Source organism: Azospirillum largimobile, from assembly GCF_977007025.2.
The window spans coordinates 190,917-208,429 of sequence record NZ_CDRMUA020000007.1; the positions used below are offsets into that span (position 1 = coordinate 190,917).

At 67.0% G+C, this 17,513-nt stretch carries 14 protein-coding genes; 8 read left to right on the forward strand and 6 right to left on the reverse strand.

All coding sequences use genetic code 11. The features are described from left to right. The first annotated feature begins 204 nt into the window (after positions 1–204). The gene (locus ACWPKK_RS30020) at positions 205–2,085 is read left to right on the forward strand and encodes an O-linked N-acetylglucosamine transferase, SPINDLY family protein (RefSeq protein ID WP_452011920.1); all 1,881 of its coding nucleotides are present in this window, start codon (positions 205–207) and stop codon (positions 2,083–2,085) included. Between the two features lie 37 nt (positions 2,086–2,122). Here ACWPKK_RS30020 and ACWPKK_RS30025 read toward each other — a convergent pair whose 3' ends face one another. The 3 genes from ACWPKK_RS30025 to gmd all read right to left on the reverse strand — a co-directional run bounded on the left by ACWPKK_RS30025 (position 2,123) and on the right by gmd (position 4,708). Then, the gene (locus tag ACWPKK_RS30025) at positions 2,123–2,554 is read right to left on the reverse strand and encodes a hypothetical protein (RefSeq protein ID WP_452011923.1); all 432 of its coding nucleotides are present in this window, start codon (positions 2,552–2,554) and stop codon (positions 2,123–2,125) included. Between the two features lie 47 nt (positions 2,555–2,601). After that, positions 2,602–3,582, reverse strand: a complete 981-nt coding sequence (locus tag ACWPKK_RS30030) for a GDP-mannose 4,6-dehydratase (RefSeq protein ID WP_452011926.1) — start codon at positions 3,580–3,582, stop codon at positions 2,602–2,604. A gap of 70 nt (positions 3,583–3,652) precedes the next feature. After that, on the reverse strand, positions 3,653–4,708 hold the full coding sequence (gene gmd / locus ACWPKK_RS30035; protein ID WP_452011928.1) for a GDP-mannose 4,6-dehydratase: 1,056 nt from the start codon (positions 4,706–4,708) through the stop codon (positions 3,653–3,655). A 285-nt stretch (positions 4,709–4,993) separates the two neighbouring features. Here gmd and ACWPKK_RS30040 point away from each other — a divergent pair, with 285 nt between their 5' ends. From ACWPKK_RS30040 to ACWPKK_RS30055, 4 genes are all read left to right on the forward strand, one after another. Then, positions 4,994–6,928, forward strand: coding sequence for a tetratricopeptide repeat protein (locus tag ACWPKK_RS30040; protein ID WP_452011931.1), 1,935 nt, complete (start codon positions 4,994–4,996; stop codon positions 6,926–6,928). A gap of 57 nt (positions 6,929–6,985) precedes the next feature. Continuing rightward, on the forward strand, positions 6,986–7,744 hold the full coding sequence (locus tag ACWPKK_RS30045; RefSeq protein ID WP_452011934.1) for a class I SAM-dependent methyltransferase: 759 nt from the start codon (positions 6,986–6,988) through the stop codon (positions 7,742–7,744). Then, entirely contained in the window at positions 7,737–8,657 is a 921-nt protein-coding gene (locus ACWPKK_RS30050) for a class I SAM-dependent methyltransferase (RefSeq protein ID WP_452011937.1), read from the forward strand. Before ACWPKK_RS30045 ends, ACWPKK_RS30050 begins: the two co-directional genes overlap by 8 nt. 161 nt (positions 8,658–8,818) lie before the next feature. After that, positions 8,819–9,361, forward strand: coding sequence for a CatB-related O-acetyltransferase (locus ACWPKK_RS30055; RefSeq protein ID WP_452011940.1), 543 nt, complete (start codon positions 8,819–8,821; stop codon positions 9,359–9,361). Between the two features lie 116 nt (positions 9,362–9,477). Here the strand turns inward: ACWPKK_RS30055 and ACWPKK_RS30060 are convergent, their stop codons facing one another. Next, positions 9,478–10,611, reverse strand: a complete 1,134-nt coding sequence (locus ACWPKK_RS30060) for a glycosyltransferase family 4 protein (protein ID WP_452011943.1) — start codon at positions 10,609–10,611, stop codon at positions 9,478–9,480. 252 nt (positions 10,612–10,863) lie between these two features. Here ACWPKK_RS30060 and ACWPKK_RS30065 point away from each other — a divergent pair, with 252 nt between their 5' ends. Next, positions 10,864–12,195, forward strand: coding sequence for a glycosyltransferase family 10 domain-containing protein (locus ACWPKK_RS30065; protein ID WP_452011946.1), 1,332 nt, complete (start codon positions 10,864–10,866; stop codon positions 12,193–12,195). 159 nt (positions 12,196–12,354) lie between these two features. After that, positions 12,355–14,211 carry a tetratricopeptide repeat protein gene (locus tag ACWPKK_RS30070; RefSeq protein WP_452011949.1) on the forward strand — a complete coding sequence of 619 codons (1,857 nt, stop codon included), beginning with the start codon at positions 12,355–12,357 and terminating at the stop codon, positions 14,209–14,211. Here ACWPKK_RS30070 and ACWPKK_RS30075 read toward each other — a convergent pair. Then, entirely contained in the window at positions 14,208–14,879 is a 672-nt protein-coding gene (locus ACWPKK_RS30075; protein ID WP_452011952.1) for a formyltransferase family protein, read from the reverse strand. The two genes, ACWPKK_RS30070 and ACWPKK_RS30075, sit on opposite strands and share 4 nt — an antisense overlap. Positions 14,880–14,921: 42 nt before the next feature. Next, positions 14,922–16,103, reverse strand: coding sequence for a glycosyltransferase family 4 protein (locus tag ACWPKK_RS30080; protein WP_452011955.1), 1,182 nt, complete (start codon positions 16,101–16,103; stop codon positions 14,922–14,924). Between the two features lie 146 nt (positions 16,104–16,249). Between ACWPKK_RS30080 and fcl the strand changes: the two genes are divergently transcribed. Beyond that, the gene (fcl, locus tag ACWPKK_RS30085) at positions 16,250–17,230 is read left to right on the forward strand and encodes a GDP-L-fucose synthase (protein WP_452011958.1); all 981 of its coding nucleotides are present in this window, start codon (positions 16,250–16,252) and stop codon (positions 17,228–17,230) included. Positions 17,231–17,513 lie beyond the last annotated feature (283 nt).

Genomic DNA, 17,513 nt, shown 5'->3' on the forward strand with positions numbered 1-17,513 from the left:
CTGGGGGCTTAAGCCCAAGTACCGCGGTAAAGGGAAGGGGCGCCCGCAAGGGCGCCCCTTTCTTTTTGTGCGGACCTTCTATGGTAAGCCGTGTTCCGAGCTCGCGGAGGACGGAGTGGAAAGCCTGGAAGAAGCTGGCTAGGGTCCGTTATGGGACCGCACAGGTGATGGCGGTCCGTTCCGCCTTCACTGCTCTGGCTCCTGATGGCTTCGATCCAAGATGTTTTCACCCATGCCCAGCAGCTTCATGCCGCCGGGCACTTCGCCGAGGCAGCAGCGCTCGCGCGGGCGGTTCTGCGGCTGGCGCCCGATCATGCCGTCACCCGGCACATGCTGGGCACCGCCTTGTGCGCGTCTGGCCGGGGCGAGGAGGGGCTGGCCCACATTGGCACGGCCATGCTTCTTGATCCGGGCCAGTCGGTCTATGCAGTGAACCGGGCCATCCTGCTCCATTCCCTTGGTCCCAGGGCCGATGCGGCGGCGGCCTTCTATCGTGCCTTGCGGCTGCGGCCGGCCGATGCTCGGCTGCTCGATGGGTTGGGAAGCTGTCTGAGCGACCAGGGCCATAACCCGCAGGCGCTCATTCCCTTCAGGCATCGGCTGGCGCTGGAACCCGGTATGGCGGAGGCCTACCGCAAGGTTGCCATCGTTGCCCAGCGTGCCGGCCAGTTGGACGAGGCGCGGCGGGCTTACCGCCAAGCTTGGTGGCTGGGTGGCGGAGATGGGCTTCTGGTGCGCGAAGCGTTGAGCTTGTCGGTCATTCCCCACTCAGCGGCTGAGATCGAGGAAAGCCGCACCCATTGCGCCGCGGTGCTGCTGCAGGCGCGCGAGCACGGCCTGCGCATCGCCGACCCGTTGCGGGAAGTCGGTGTCACCTCCTTTTTTCTGTCCTATCATGGGCTCGACAATCGGGCCTTGAACAGTGAGTTGGCCGCCTTGTATCAGGAGGCTTGCCCCTCCTTGCTCTACACCGCCGAGCATTGCCGGGAGTCCGGGGGAACCGGTAGGGCGGAAGACAGGGCCGAACGGCGGCTGCGCGTCGGCTTCATCTCCGACTATTTTTGCAGCCACACCATTGGCATGCTGAACGAAGGGTTGATTGAGCGGCTGTCGCGTGAGCGCTTCGAGGTGGTGCTGTTCTTCACACCTGGGCCGGACGACGACCTGCGGCGCCATCTGCGCATGGTGGTGGACCGGGCCGTCGACATTCCATGCGATCTCGATACAGCACGGCGGATCATTGCCGAGTTGCGGCTGGATGTCCTTTACTACACCGATATCGGCATGTCGCCCTTCACCTACTTCCTCGCATTCGCCCGGCTAGCGCCGCGGCAATACCTGACCTGGGGGCACCCGGATACCACCGGCATTCCCACCTTGGACTGCTTCTTGAGCTGCGATGCGATGGAGCCGGAGGATGGCGAGACTCATTACAGCGAACGCCTGATCCGATTGCCAGGCCCGACCATCTGCTACCGGCGCCCGCGACTGGCTGAGCCGCGCAAGACCCGCATCGATTTCGGCCTGCCCGCCGAAAGGCGGCTCTACCTTTGCCCGCAGAGCCTGTTCAAGATTCATCCCGACTTTGACGAGGCCCTGATCGCGATTCTGCGGCGGGACCGCGACGGCATCCTCGTCTTCGTCGATCCGCGTGGCCAAGGCGCCGCTTTGATCCCGCGGCTGGCCGCCAAGGGACCCGATGTGACCTACCGCATTCACCTGCTGCCGGGGTTGGGAGCTGAGGATTTCATCGCATTGACCGCTGACGCCGATGTCATGCTCGACCCGTTCCATTATAGCGGCGGCAAGACAAGTCTGGATGCCCTAGCCTTCGGCACGCCGGTGGTGACCTGGCCCGGTGCCTTCATGCGCGGACGCCACACCTTGGGCTTTTACAAGCTGATGGGGCTTGACGACTGCATTGCGAACGATCTGGCCGATTATGTCAACCGGGCGGTCCGGCTTGGCACCGACCCGCTGCTACGCGCCCAGGTCCGGCAGCGCATCCTCGAGCGATGCGGCGTCCTGTTTGACGACGAGGCGTCGATCCGGGCGATCGAACGCTTCCTTCAGGAGACGGCCTGACCGGAGCGCGACCAGCCGTTCGGCCGGGCGGGGGGGATCAGTGCGCGGGCAGTGCCGACAGCCGGTCGGCCATCCTCAGGACGCCCTGGGCCAGCCGGACGATGGCGGGAGAGCCGATGAACAGCTCACGCAGAGCCGCCCCTTCGCCGAAGCGCAGAACGAAGCCGTTCGGGTTGAAAACCACCGCGACCTTGGCAGCCTCCGACAGGACATGCTGGGTGCGGCCCTGGAACACGGCGTCCAGGATCGACCGGGCCAGCTCGCGGGCGTCATTGACGTCCAAGCAGGCTATCTCCGGCCCCAGCCGGCTTTCATTGAACAGGAAGACGCCCTCCAGCCGCACGGCGTCGTCGTCTTCTGGCGTTTTGCTTTCATGCAGGGCGATGTGGGACAGGAACTTGCCGTCCGGGAACAGGACGGTGCGGTCATCCACCTCGATGTTGATGACGAGCTTGCTCCTGGCCGACATGGGATGGGCTTTCTCTGAAAAGGCTGTGGAGATCGGCCGCCGGATTCTCAGGCTGTCGACCGGCGTGCCATTTCGGCGTCGGCCAGGCCGCTGACCACCTCAGCCATCCGGCGTTCGGCCCGCCATCCCAGCAGCTGTTCCGCCTTGGCGGAGTTGCCGACGCTGAAGGCGATGTCCGACGGGCGCAACAGGTCCGCGTTGCTGACGACATGACGGCGCCAGTCCAACCCGAAACAGGAGAAGGCCTGGGCGACGAAGTCCTCCAGCCGGCTCGCCTCGCCGGTGGCAATCACGAAATCCTGGGGTTCGTCCAGGGCCAGCATGCGGGCCATGGCGTCGACATATTCAGGCGCCCAGCCCCAGTCGCGGGCGATCGACAGCGTCCCCAGCTCCAGGGTATCGGCCTTGCCCTCGGCGATGTCGGCAGCGCCGCGGATGATCTTCTGCGTGACATAGCGGGTCGGCCGCAGCGGCGATTCATGGTTGAACAGAATGCCGGAGCAGGCGAACAGGCCATAGGCATCGCGGTAGTTGGCGACTGCCCAATAGGCGGCGGCCTTGCCGACGCCGTAGGGGCTGCGGGGATGAAAAGGGGTGGCCTCGTCCGCCGGCGCCTCGGTGTTGCCGAAGCATTCGCTGGAACAGGCGCTGTAGAAGCGGGTGTCCAGGCCGAGGAAGCGGATCGCCTCCAGGATGTTGATGGTGCTGGTGATGGTGCTATTCAGCGTCTCGACTGGCTGGTCGAAGGACAGCCCGACCGAGGCCTGGCTGGCGAGGTTGTAGATCTCGGCCGGGCGGACGCGGGCGATCACCTCGACCACGCTGCGGAAGTCGGTCAGCACGGCCGAATGCAGGGCGACGCGGCCGAAGATGTCGAGCAGCCGCAGGTTGGCGAAGCCCGACATCTCCCGGTCGCGCGAGGTGCCGTGGACCGTATAGCCCTTGCCCAGCAGCAGCTGGGCAAGATAGGCGCCATCCTGGCCCGAGACGCCGAAGATCAGTGCGGTCTTCGGTTCGCTTCGGGTCATTCCTCCAATGGTCATGGGACGGCGCCTTGAGCGGTCACGGGGCGGTCTCGGGTGGCGGGCGGGGATGGCGTCAGCGGTGGTCGTCCCCATCGGCGGTCAGCCGCATGTCGGCCTCGACCATCTCGCGGACCAGATCGCGGAAGGCGGTGGTGTGGGTCCAGCCCAGCTTCTCGCGCGCCTTGCTGGGATCGCCCAGCAGCAGGTCGACTTCTGTGGGGCGGAAGTAGCGTGGGTCGATGCGGACCACCACCTTGCCGGTCTTCTGGCAGATGCCCTCCTCGTCCACGCCCTCGCCGCGCCACTCGATGCCGCGGCCGATGTGGCCGAAGGCCAGCTCGACGAACTCGCGCACGCTGTGGGTCTCGCCGGTGGCCAGCACGTAATCGTCGGCCTCATCCTGCTGCAGGATGCGCCACATCCCCTCGACATAGTCGCGCGCATGACCCCAGTCGCGCTTGGCGTCCAGGTTGCCGAGATACAGGCAGTCCTGCCGGCCCTGTTCGATGGCGGCGACCGCGCGTGTGATCTTGCGGGTGACGAAGGTCTCGCCGCGCGTCGGGCCCTCATGGTTGAACAGGATGCCGTTGCTGGCGTGCATGCCGTAGGCCTCGCGGTAGTTCACCGTGATCCAGTAGGCGTACAGCTTGGCCGCGGCATAGGGGCTGCGCGGGTAGAAGGGCGTGGTCTCGCGCTGCGGCGTCTCCTGCACCTTGCCGTACAGCTCCGAGGTGGAGGCCTGATAGAAGCGCGCGGTCTTCTCCAGGCCCAGAATGCGGATCGCCTCCAGCAGGCGCAGCGTGCCGATGCCGTCGGCGTTAGCGGTGTATTCCGGCGTCTCGAAGCTCACATGCACGTGGCTTTGCGCTGCCAGATTGTAGATCTCGGTCGGCTGGATCTGCTGGACCAGACGGATCAGGTTGGTGCTGTCGGTCAGGTCGCCGTAATGCATGAAGAAGCGCACGTCCTCCTCATGCGGGTCGCGGTAGAGATGCTCCACCCGGCCCGTGTTGAAGGACGAGGAGCGGCGCTTGACGCCGTGGACGACATAGCCCTTCCCCAGCAGAAGCTCGGCAAGATACGCGCCATCCTGGCCGGTGGCGCCGGTGATGAGGGCAACTTTGCTCAAAGGACCGACCCTTGATGTGTACGGCGTTGATGATCGGGCACTATCCTCAAAGGATCCGGGCAAGGCAAGGGGCGTTGCGCCACGGTCCCAGAGAAGGCACGGGCCATGGCGCCGTGCTATCGGGTCTCCGGCAGGCCAATGGAGAAGCCGGAGTGCGGCACGAACGGAGTTGAAGCGCCTATCGCAGAACGATAGGGTGCGCGCCGAACGGGCCGGCCATCCCCGGCGGCCCCGGTCGGGCGCGACCGCGGGGCCGGGGCCGGGGGCCGCACAGCACGGATCGTCATGGCTACCGTTGCCGAAGCATTGCAGATCGCCGTTGGATTTCAGCGCGCCGGCCGCCTAGACGAGGCGCGCGCGGTATACCTGCGCATCCTGGAGGTCGATTCGCGCAATGCCCACGCCCTGCATCTGCTGGGGCTGATCGAACGGCGCCATGGCCGGCAAGACAAGGCGCTGGAGTTGATCCGCGCGGCTCTCGGCATCGCGCCGGACATGGCGGACGCCTCCTGCAACCTCGGCAGCACCCTGTCCGAACTAGGGCAGGTCGATGCCGCCGCCGCCGCCCACCGCCGGGCGATCCAGCTTGCCCCGGCGCTGGAAGGCGCGCATCTGGCGCTTGCCTCCCTGCTGGGCGGGCGCGGCGGTCCGCGCGACTGGGAGACCGCCGCCGTGGCTTTTCGACGCGTGCTGCGGCTGAACCCCGGCCGTGCCGACATCCATCACGATCTCGGCATAGCGTTGCGCCAGGACGGCGCGCTGGAGGAGGCGCAGGCAAGCCAGCGAAATGCGCTCGCCCTGCAGCCGGACTTTGCCGGCGCCCATATGAACCTGGGCAACCTGCTGGTCGAGCTCGGCCGGATCGACAAGGCGCTGACCTGTTTCCGCCGCGCCCTGCTGATTCAGCCGGGGGAGGGGGGGGCGCTCTATAACCAAGCCAACGCCCAGCATGCCGCCGGGCTGGCCGAGGCGGCGATCGAAAGCTATGCCGGAGCTGCGCGCGCGGGTGTCACCCTGGCGCTGACCCGGCTGGCCGATGTGCTGACCAGCCTTGGCCGCGAGGCCGAGGCGGAGCAGGTGCTGCGGCTGGCGCTGACCACGGCCGGGGCCGACATTCCCGGCGCCATCGACATGCTGTCGGCTCTGCTGGCGCGCCAGGGGCGGCACGAGGAAGCCCGGCGCTTCTTCGCCGACTACCGCTATCCGCATATCGCCGATCCCAACGCCTTCCGCGTCGACTGCCTGACCGCCGTTGCCGAGAACTGGCTGGCCGCCGGCGAGGTCGACCGCGCGGTGGAGGTGCTGGCCGGCGTGCACGGCCATGGCAGCCGCTTCTTCACCATCAAGTCGATCGCCGGGCTGAGCCAAGCCCTGGCCCGGCAGGGCAAGCGACTGGAACGGCCGGCCAACCCCGACCCCTCTACGCCGCGCATCTGTTCGTCCACGCTGGCGACCCACGGGCGCTTCGCCCACAATGTGCTGGAATATGTGCTGGTGCGGCTCTACGCCGAGAAATTCGGCTACCGGCTGGAGACGCCGGACTGGGTCGGCGGCTATTACTTCGAACTCGACGACCCCCGTCCCAGCGGCGCGCTGAAGCCGATGCATTTTGCCCGGCGCATCCTGAACGATCTGGTGACCGGGCGGCGTGACGATCCGCGCCCGGACGCCGACATCCTCTCGCCGCTGTTCCTGTTCGACCATCGCGAGGAATGGCGCGAGCGGGTGCAGTCCTGGTTGCGGCCGAGACCGGAATGGCTGGGCCACGTCGATCCGGTGATGCAGGCACTGAAAGCCCGCGGCAACACGGTGGTGGCGCTGCACATCCGCCGCGGCGACTTCGTCTGGTTCCGCTACACCATCACTGAGACCTCCTGGTACGTGGACTGGCTGAAGGCGCTGTGGCCGACGCTGGACCGGCCGGTGCTCTACATCGCCACCGACGATCCGGCGACCATCGGCGACTTCGCGGAGTTCGCGCCGGCCTCGCTGAGTGATCTGGCGAAGGATGGGGCGGTGGAGCCGTGGGCGGGGCTGGAGTTCCTGCAGGACTTCCACGTGCTGATGAATGCCGACGTGCTGGGCGTCAGCGCCCAGAGCGGCTACAGCCAACTGGCCTCTCTCCTAAACCGCAACGCCCGCCTGTTCGTCGAGCCGGATGCGGCGGCGCAGCGGATCAGGCCCTATTCCCCCTGGACGGCCTCGTCCAAGACCCCTTAAGAGACCACCCTACTATCACGACCGAAGGACGCCCTCAGCGGGCGGGAGGGCAGCCCCATGGATCTCGCGACCAAGGAATTCTACGACGACTTCTGGCCCCGTTTCGTGCCGATCTACGACGAGACCAAGAAGTACATGCTGGAGACTCTGACCGAGCGGCAGATCGGCCGGGCGCTCGATGCCGGCTGCGGCCACGGGATCTGCTCCGTCATCCTGTCGGAAATGGCCGAACAGGTGGTGTCGGTCGACGTGTCGTCGGACAGCCTCGCCACCGCCCGCCAGCAGGCCGAGCGCTTCGGCCGCGACAACATCGAGTTCCACCACCAGGACCTTCAGGAATTGGACCCGAACCTGGGGCCGTTCGATCTGGTCTGGTGCTGGGGCGTGGCGATGATGGCGCCCGACCCGATGAAGGTGATGCGCAACCTGATGGCCGTCACCAAGCCGGGCGGCACCGTCTATCTCGGCCTCTACCTGAAGACCTGGCTGTCGCCGGTGCATGAGGGCGTGCGCCATTTCTGCCGCGCCTACATGGACACGCCGGCCCGGCGCAAGCTGGTCGGCGGCTTCTTCACCGGGCTGACCAAGGTCGCCTGTGCGCTGAAGGGGCAGGAGATCAACCGCCGCGCCGACAACGTGTCGATCCAGGCCCAGGTCGAGGACTGGTACTATCCACCCTACAAGACCTTCTATTCGATCGAGGAGATCGTGGCACTCTTCGAGCGCAACGGGTTCAAGGCCGAATGCATCCAGGACCGGCTGGGCCGGATGAAGAGCGCCACAATCTTCGTGATCCGGGCGACGAAGAATGCCTGAGGCGGCGGCGGGACAGCAGGATCGGACGGCCCCTCCCGATTGGGAGGAGTTGGGCCGGCTGCTGTCCCGCGGCTACATCGACAGCGGCTTCATCGGCGGCGTCACCCGCGTGCCGGTTGCTGACGTCGTGCGCGACATGCTATCGGAGGCGCGCGCCGACGAGCAGGTGGCGGAACTGCGGCGCACCGCCGCGGCCGCCGGCGTCGATGCCGGCAAGGCGCGCATCCTGGAGGTCGGCTCCGGCTGCGGCATGACCGTGGTGCGCGGGCGCACGGCGCATGGGCTGGACATCCACGGCATCGAGCCCAGCATGGGCGAATACAGCTCCACGCTCGACGTCTGCCGCCGGCTGATCGACCATTACGGCCTGCCGGCCGATGCGGTGCGCGACGCCACCGGCGAGGCGATCCCCTTCCCGGACGCCAGCTTCGACATCGTCTATTCCTCCAACGTGCTGGAGCATGTCGGCGACCCGGCGGCGGTGCTGGACGAGGCGCTGCGCGTGCTGAAGCCGGGTGGTCTGCTGCTGATCGTCGTGCCCAACTACGGCTCCTGGTGGGAGGGGCATTACGGCATCCTGTGGCTGCCGCGGATGCCGGCCGGGCTGGCGAAGCTCTATGTCCGGCTGTTCGGCCGCGACCCGGCTTACGTCGACACCCTCAACCTGATCGACCGCCCCTGGTTCGACCGCTGGCTCGGCCGCCATCCCGGCGGGCTTGAGGTGCTGGACTGGGGTTGGGGGGTCTTCGAGCAGCGACTGCGCACGCTGGGCTTCGGCGACTGGGCGGCGCTGTCGGTCGCCAAGCGCATCGTCACCTTCGTCCACCGCTCCGGCCTGCTGGAACCGGCGATCTGGCTCGCCCGGCGCCTGCACTGGGAAACGCCGATCATCTTCGCGGCGCGGAAGCGCTGAGCATCATGCAAGCGTCACCCATCGTGCCGTTCAGCTCATAACCAATCTTGGATTTTGTATTTCTAAAACAATAAGCCAGTAATTCCATGTATATGGAATGAAATCACAAAGACCTTGATAGAGATTGCCAATATAAATTTGATGTAAACGGAAGGCCGTGTGTGGTTTCTATCGGATCATTCACATATTTTTCCTCGCCTCTTGAGCTTGTTACGTACGGCGAGTCTGGAAGGGTTGAAATCGGAAGATTCTGCTCAGTCGCAGATGGCGTACATATTTATTTTGGCGGCATGCATGCCATGGATGGCGTGTCAACCTATCCGGCAGAAATGCTGGCGGAGTGGATGCCTGAGCTTGCCGGGCCGAACAGCACGTCCGGCAAAGGTCCCATCATCATCGGCAATGACGTATGGATCGGCGAAGGGGCATCCATACTCTCCGGCGTTGCAGTGGGGGATGGAGCCGTCATCGGTGCGCGCGCCGTTGTGTCCCGGGACGTCCCGCCCTATGGCGTGGTGGTCGGGAACCCGGCAAGGGTCGTCCGTAAACGCTTGCCGGACGCCGATGTTGATTTCCTTCTGTCGATACGCTGGTGGTCCTGGCCTAAAGACACGATCCTCAGACTCGCTCGCCAGATATTCGGCGGCGATGTGGAAGCGCTTCGTCTTGCCGTAAGTCGTGAGCCCGATATCTTCCGGGATTGATTTGGGTTCTGCGTTCCGGAGGAGCCGATGACGGGTGTGCGTCCCGGTCGGCCGGGACGCGCATCGTCCACCGGCAGCATCGCCGGGATGCCGCGAATGCTCGAACGCGGGATGCGTCAGCGCCCCGTCCGGTACAGGGCGATCAGCGACTTCCATTCCAGCGCCCGGTTCTCCCAGCGGTAATTGGCGGTGATCGCCTGCCGCTGGTGCCGGAGCGAGGCGCGGAGATCCGCGCCGTCACCGTCGCGCCACTGCCTGATCCTGGCGATCAGGGCGGCGGTGAAGGCCGCTTCGAAGTCGCCGCCACCCTCGCCGTAGGGAACCATGGTGGCGAAGCCGGCCGCGCTTTCCGGAAGCGCGCCGCGGTCGGTGCATACGAGGCTGCAGCCGGCGGCGAGCGCCTCGATCGGCGCGATGCCGGAGGTCTCCTCGAATGCGGTGGGGTAGGCGACGATTGCGGTGTCCAGCAGCCGCTCGGTCAGGCGGGCATGGGACAGCGGGCCGCGATAGTCGAGGCCCGCCATGGCCGTGCCGCTGAGTTGGTGGTGGATGTGGTCGTCCGCCTGCTTGACGCCGTAGATCGACTGCCCGGAATAGACGGCCAGCGTCGCGGCCGGGCATTCGGCCCGCACCGCCGGCCAAAGCTTCAGCAGGGTTTCCAGCCCGCGCGTCGGCGCTGAGACATAGGCCACTTCCAGTGCCGCCCTTTTGCGGTCGAACAGCGCCGCCTCGTCGTCGCGCTGCCGCAGGACGAAGGGGTTGCAGGCGTTGCGGATCACATGGCATCGGTCCGCTGGGACGGTGTCCTTGAACGTCTTCAGGAAAACCCGCTTCTGCCATTCGCTGACGAACACGATGCCGTCGGCGGCGCGCGCATGTTCGGTGTCCAGGTAATGGGCCAGGCATTTCAGGTCGTGGAACCACACGTCGTGCTGGATGTGGACCCATAGGAAGACGGGCACGGAGGGAAGAAACCGCTTCACCGCCGTCACGTTGTCGGCGTTGTTGCTGACGATGACCGCATCGGTCCCGGTCAGGTCACCGGCGGTGACCTTGGTGCAGTCGACGATCCTGACCCCGCTGCGGCGCTTATCCGGCTCGCCGGCGATGGCGAGCATGACGTCGTGCCCCTCGGCGGCGAGGCAGTCGGACAGGTAGATCAGCGACGAGGCGATCCCGCCCATTCCTTCCGTTTCGCTGTAGGCATCGCTCGCCTTCGTCACATGGGAGTCGATGATAAGGAGCTTCATGGGTCGAAAGGCCTTTTCGGAAGGGCATCAGGCTGAAGGTCCGCCGGACGCCGGTGATGCTGGCGGCGGTCCGGGAGTTATAGGCCGCCTGCGTGCCGGTTTCATAGCGTCTGCATTTGCCGGATGAAGGGGCGGATGACGGGCGCTTCATGTTGAAAAGGCGGACGGACTGTCAGAGATTGCCCCCCTCCCGCACGCGCCCTCCGCCACGACAAGGCGGGGCGACAACTTCCGCAAAAGTCAGGCCGATCGATGCGTCAGCGCCTTCAGTTCACCGCCCCGGGCCAGTTCGAGACCCTGCTGAGGCAGTGCGTCCACCGCCTGTCCGTCGATCCGGCCGATGCCAACCAGTGGTTCGTCCTCGCCCAGGGGCTGGAAGGCGTCAGGCGGGATGGGCAGGCGCTTCGCCTTGCGCGCCGGGCAATGGCCCTGCTTCCCGGCCAGCCCGTGCTGCTGCGTTTCGCCGGGGCGCTGTCCAAGCGCCTCAACCGGCTGGACGAGGCGAAGGATTTCTACGGCGAACTTTCCCGTCTTCTGTCCGGCGACGAGGAAGCCCTGGCCGAGCTGGCCGATATCGACAGCCGGCAGCGCATCGTGAACGCGCCCCTGCGGGTCCGGGCGGAGCCGAAGGGGACGCCGTCCGCTCCGGTCACCGTCAACCTGCTGTACAAATGGTGGAACCAGCCCTGGCTGCGGCAGACCCCCGGCGGCACCGGGCGCTGGGGGAACCACCAGTTCGTCGCCAACCGGGAAGGCGGGCAGTCGGACTGGGTGGTGGTCTGCGAGGATCTGGATGTGCCCAGGACGGTGACCTGCCGGCAGGGGAACCTCGTCCTGGCGACCGGAGAGCCGCCGTCCCTCTCCCGCTACAGCCGCGGGTACCTGGACCAGTTCGATCTGGTCGTCACGTCCCACGAGGATTTGGTCCATCCCCGCGTCCTGCTCTCCCAGGTTCCGCTGCCCTGGCATATCGGGCTGTCCAATGCGGAGGCGTGGCCAGGATCGGGACCCATCGACTACGACCTGCTGTCCGGCGTGACCGGGCTGGACAAGGCCTTCGCCGTCTCCGCCATCGTGTCGGACAAGGTGCTCACCGAGGGGCATGTCGTCCGCGGGGAGTTCCTGCGGCGGTTGAAAGCCCTGATGGGAGACAAGCTTCATCTGTACGGCCGGGGATATTGCGAGGTCGCCACCAAATGGGCGGCGATCGCTCCGTACAAGTTCCATCTGTGCATGGAGAATTACCAGAGCAGCCATTATTGGACGGAGAAGCTTTCCGACGCCTATCTCGGCTGGTCGATTCCCATCTATCATGGATGCACGAAGATCAGGGAAGCGTTCGACCCTTCGACCTTCTGCGGGATCGATATCCGCGATCCGGAGGCGTCATACCGGCGCATCATGGATTTCATGGAAATGCATAGGGACACCGACGTCTCGGCCCTGCTGGCGCGGCAGCGCGCCGCCGTCCTGAACGGCCACAACATGTTCAACCGCCTGGCCGAGATCTGTGCCGGCGCCTCGGGCGGCACCTGGCGCCAAGTGACCCTTCATCCCGAAATCTCCTTTCAGAAGGGCCGTTGAGGGCCCGCCCGGGGCTGATTGACCGGCCAAATTGGCCTGTGCTATCCCGCCGAAAGTGCCGAAGGTCGGGCAAGCTGCCGTTTTCTCCACCTATTTTTTCTCTGCCCATTTTCTTTGCCTGAGCGCCTCTCCCCCACCTTTTCCGGTCAAGGCCACGCCATGGAACGAGACACCGCCCGCGCCATCGACCTTTACAAGGCCGGACACCACGAGGAGGCGCTGACCCTGGCGGAGCAGGCGATGCGCGCCGATCCTGCCGACAGCGCCGCCTTGAATCTGGCAGGCGTCATCCTGTTCCAGACCGGCCGGCTGGACGAGGCGGAGCAGCGGCTGCGCCAGTTGCTGGCGCGCGAACCGCTGTTCGCGTCGGCCCGCATTAATCTGGCCGTGGTGATGCTGGAACGCGGCGCCCGGCGGGAGGCCGCCGCCCAGTTCCGTGCCGTCTGCACGCTGACGCCCGACGACGCGGAAGTGCAGAGCCGGCTGGGCAGCCTGCTGCACGGTCTCGGTGACTATGACGGAGCCGTGCGCCACCTGCGCATCGCCGCCCGGCTTCGTCCCTGGGATCCCGACCGGAAGGTCCTGCTTGCGGTGGCGCTGCTGTCGAACGGCGCCCACACCGATGCCGTCGAGGTGCTGGACGAAGCGCTGGTGCAGCATCCCGGCCATGCCGATGCCCGCGGCCATATGGCCGCCGCCTGGCTGTCTCTCGGCCGGCCGGATCTGGCGGAGGGGGTCCTGTCGACAATGGGCCAGAGCCCGGCCGGCCAGAGCCTGGTCGGCGAGAGCCCGGCAGGGGGGGAGGCCGCGGCCACGCTGGCCCGTGCCCGGCTCTACCGGCGGCTTGCCGAGGAGGCCTGCCGGCCGCATGCACCCGAGGGGCTGCTGGTGCGGGCCCCCTTTTCCGTGCTGTCGGGCTATGGCGACTTCGCCCAGCATTTCGTGCGCAGCCTGATGGAGCGTGGAACGACGCTGCGGCTGGCCGGGCTGAAGGGGGAGGAAAGCTGGCGCCCCGCCTTTGCCGATCCGGTCCTGCAGGCGGCAGCCCGGCGGCTCGGCGACCCGGTGCGGGCACGGCTGGCGCTCACCGTGCTGACCCCGCCGCTGGTCGAACCGGTTCCAGGCCTGCCGACGGTCAACTACACCATGTTCGAGGGGCCGTGCATCCCCGCCCCCTGGGCCGCCTGCAGCCGCGGCCATGATCTGGTCGTCGTGCCGACCGAGTCCTCGCGTCTGGCCTGGATCGCCGCCGGCCATCCGGAAGACCGCATCCGCGTCTGTCCGCCCGGCATCGCCCCCAATCCCGCCGATGCGGCGGCACAGCCGCTGCCCATCGCCGGCCCGCGCGGGCGGGGGGTGATGGACTATCGGGTGCGGGTCCTCAACATCTCCGACTTCGTTGCGCGCAAGAACCTGGGCGGGCTGTTGCGGGTCTGGCTGCGCGCCACCCGTGCCGGCGACGACGCGATCCTGATCCTGAAGGTGGGCAAGGGCGGGGCATCCCTCGTCGGCGAGATGCGCCGGCTGGTCGAAGGGAGCATGCGCGCCACCGGCCGGCGGCTGGAGGAGGCCGCGCCGGTCGCCCTGCTGACCGACCGCTACGACGAGGCGGGAATCGCCGGCCTCTACGCCGTGGCGACCCACTATCTCAGCCTGTCGCATGGCGAGGGCTGGGACCTGCCGATCACCCGGGCGGGCTGCCTGGGCGCCGGGCTGATCGCGCCCCGGCACAGCGCCTACACCGCCTATCTCGACGACCGCGTCGCCCACCTGATCCCCTGCACCACCGGCCCGGCGCTGATGCCCTACAGCAGCGACTATTACCCGCCCTTCCACGGGCTGGACTGGTGGCACCCGGACGAGGACGCCGCGGCGGACATCCTGGCCCGCGTCATCCGCGATCCCGAGGGCGAGCGCCGCGACGCCGCCCGCCATCTGATGGACGGCTTCACCTGGGACGCCGCCGCCCGCCGCCTGCTCGATGTCCTGGATGGGGTGGGGAGCGTGAAGCGCTAATCCTCCTCCAGCACGAAACGGCGGCCGTGCAGGGTCAGGCAGGGGCGGAGCCCTTCATGTCCGACGCTGCGCAAGGCCCGGAGGCGGCGTTCCATCTCCTGCGCATCAATGTCCGGCGGCAGAATGCGGAGCGCATCCAGCGCCTTCGCCGTGCAGCGGCGGCTCTGGTCCCAGGCAAGCTCCGTGCGGGGCAGCGGCCGGTCGGTCGCCGCCAATTGCGGCGCCAGCATCACGAACAGCTGGATCAGCGCCGTGTGGGTCTGGTCGATCAGCCAGACCGGGTCGGGATCGGCAGGCAGGGCGAAGGCGAGCGCGCCGACGATCGGGCCGGCATCCACCCGCTCCACCATCTCGTGGGCGGTGACCCCATACTGCGTCGCTCCGTCATAGAGCGCGAAGGTGAAGGGGTACCGGCCGGGATAGGCGGGCGGGGCGGGGTGGAAGTTGTAGGAAGGACCTGACACCCGGCGCAGCATCTCCGTCGGCACCACGCAGTTGGTCCGGAAGGCGACGAGGCGGTCGACCTGCCCGCAACCCGCCATCGCGCCTTCCAGCTGGGACCGGTCGGCCGCTGTCACAACGGTCAGGTCACGGTTGGCGCCGGCGAGGATGGCGGCGAGATGGCGCGCATCCTCCCGCTGGCACAGCAGGACCAGGGTGGCGGGCATACCCGGACTCCCTCCTTCAAAACCCCGGCGAAAGCTCCGCCCTTACTGCGTGGCGTCGACGAACGCCTTAGCGAAGGCGCGCCAGCTGCGCTCGGTACGGATGAAAGCCTTGGCACGGGCCGCACGCGCCTTGGCCGCGGCACGATCGGCGTAGAGCCGTTCCAGCGCCTCCACCAGCTCGTCGACCGAGGATTCGCCCCAGCCGAAGCGGCTGCCGTCGCGGTCGGAGACCGGAACCTGACGGTCAAGAGTCAGGCACAAATCGTCGCCCTGGGTCGGGCTCTTCAGCAGGTCGCGGTGGCCGGTGTTGTTGGACAGCACCACCGGGACGCCGCAGGCCATCGCCTCCATGGCGACGAGGTTGGTCGCCCCTTCGCAACGGTTGGGGAAGACGGCGGCGTGGCAGTCGGCCAGCACGCCGGCGATCTGGTGGCGGCCGAGGAAGCCCAGATCGACGAAGCCCTCCTCGTCGGCGCCATTCTCCATCGCCCAGGTCTTCACGTCGACCATGTTGTTGGGCAGGATGCGCGGCGGCTTCGGCGCCAGCGGCGATTCCGCCATGGTCATACCGACCTCCGGCCAGGCATTCTGCCAAGCGGTGACCAGCAGCGCGTCGGGATGGCGCTGACGGAAGGCACGGAAGGCGGCCAGCACGATGTCCTGCCCCTTGCGGAACTCCAGCTTGCCGCCGGAGAAGATCACGAAGCGGTCGCCGAATTGGCCGCTCGGGGCGGCTTCCACCATCTCGGTCGGGTCGATGCCCTGGAACGCGAGGCCGACATTGTCGAAGCCCCAGATCTCCAGAAGCTGCCTGTTGTAGGTGGAATGCACGACGATGCGGTCGTACTGGCGGGCGCGGGCCATTACCTCGGGCGTGAAGCGGGTTTCCTCATAGGCGATGACGCCGATGTTGCGCCGGCCGCGGAACCGCGCCGACGGACCGCCGGCGGTGAAGCCGTTGCCCAGCGCGTGTAGGACGTCGAACTCCTTCAGCAGCAGCATGTGGCCCTTGGCATTGTCGGCCATGGCGGCGACCTGCTGGTAGGGGCCTTCCAGGGGCTGCAGCTTGGCGCGGTTCTCCGGACGCAGGGTGCCCATCAGCGGCTTTTCCAGCAGCAGCGGCGGCCGGCCCTGATCGGCGAGGTAGAGGGCGGTGTGAACACCCACCAGCCCCCAGCCGTGGACCTCCGTGAGCTGCCAGGTGAAGGCCAAGTTCGATATCATGATGGAAACCCCGGTTCTGGGCGCAAATCAGGCCGCCCAAGCGGCCGGACGATCCCGCGCCGGACCGGCGCTTGTCAAGTCGGGCGGAGCGGGCTGGATTCCCCGGCAGCCCGATGCTACGACACCACACGGCTTTTCATAGCGGCATGGGGCGCACGGTGCGGACGGAATCGCTTTTCTCCCTGGAGGGCAAACGGGTCTGGGTGGCCGGGCATCGCGGCATGGCGGGCGCGGCCATCGTCCGTCGGCTGGAACGCGAGCCGTGCGTCCTGCTCACCGTCGGCCGCGACCACGTCGATTTGCGCCGCCAGTCGGAGGTCGAGGACTGGATGGCGGAAGCGAAGCCGGATCTGGTCTTCGTCGCCGCCGCCACCGTCGGCGGCATCCTCGCCAACTCCACCCGGCCGGCCGAGTTCCTCTATGACAACCTGGCGATCGAGACCAACATCATCCACGGCGCCTACCGGGTCGGCGTGAAGAAGCTGGTCTTCCTGGGCTCGTCCTGCATCTATCCCCGGCTGGCCGAGCAGCCGATGCGCGAGGACTCCCTGCTGACCGGCCCGCTGGAGCCGACCAACGAGTGGTATGCCATCGCCAAGATTGCCGGCATCAAGATGTGCCAGGCCTATCGGCGCCAGTATGGCTGCGACTTCATCTCGGCGATGCCGACCAACCTCTACGGCCTGAACGACAATTTCGACCTGCAGGGGGGCCATGTGGCGGCCGCCCTGCTGGCCAAGATACACCGCGCCAAGGTGGAGGGGCAGCCTTTCGTCGAGCTTTGGGGGACGGGCGCGCCCAAGCGCGAGTTCCTGTTCGCCGACGATCTGGCCGACGGCCTGGTCTTCCTCGCCCGGCACTATTCGGACGAGCCGCACGTCAATGTCGGCACCGGCAGCGAGGTGTCGATCCGCAAATTGGCCGAACTGATCCGCGACGTCGTTGGCTATGAGGGCGAGTTCCGTCACGACACCTCCAAGCCGGACGGTAGCCCGCGCAAGCTGATGGACGTCAGCCGAATGACGGAGATGGGCTGGACCGCCCCCACGGCCCTGCGCGACGGCTTCGCCGCCACCTACCGCTGGTTCCTGGAGAACGTCGACCGCGGGGGCCTGCGGGGACTGTGACCGAGGTCAGGGGAGCAGGACCTGCACCTGCTCCTGCTCCTCCGGCCAGCCGGCGGCCACGTCGTCCGGCGTGCTGAACAGCAGGTTGGGGAAGTGGCCGGCGCGGATCGCGGTGCCGGCCGGGATCAGCTTGGGCAGCGATCCGTTATGGTTCAGCAGGAAGGACGATGTCGACGACCGATATGAAGGGGATCTCCCGTAAAAAGCGGGTGTTCGTCGGGATACCCTTCATAACGATTGTGAGCGGTGCCGGCAATGCCCCCCCCGGGGGCCGGCAGCGCTT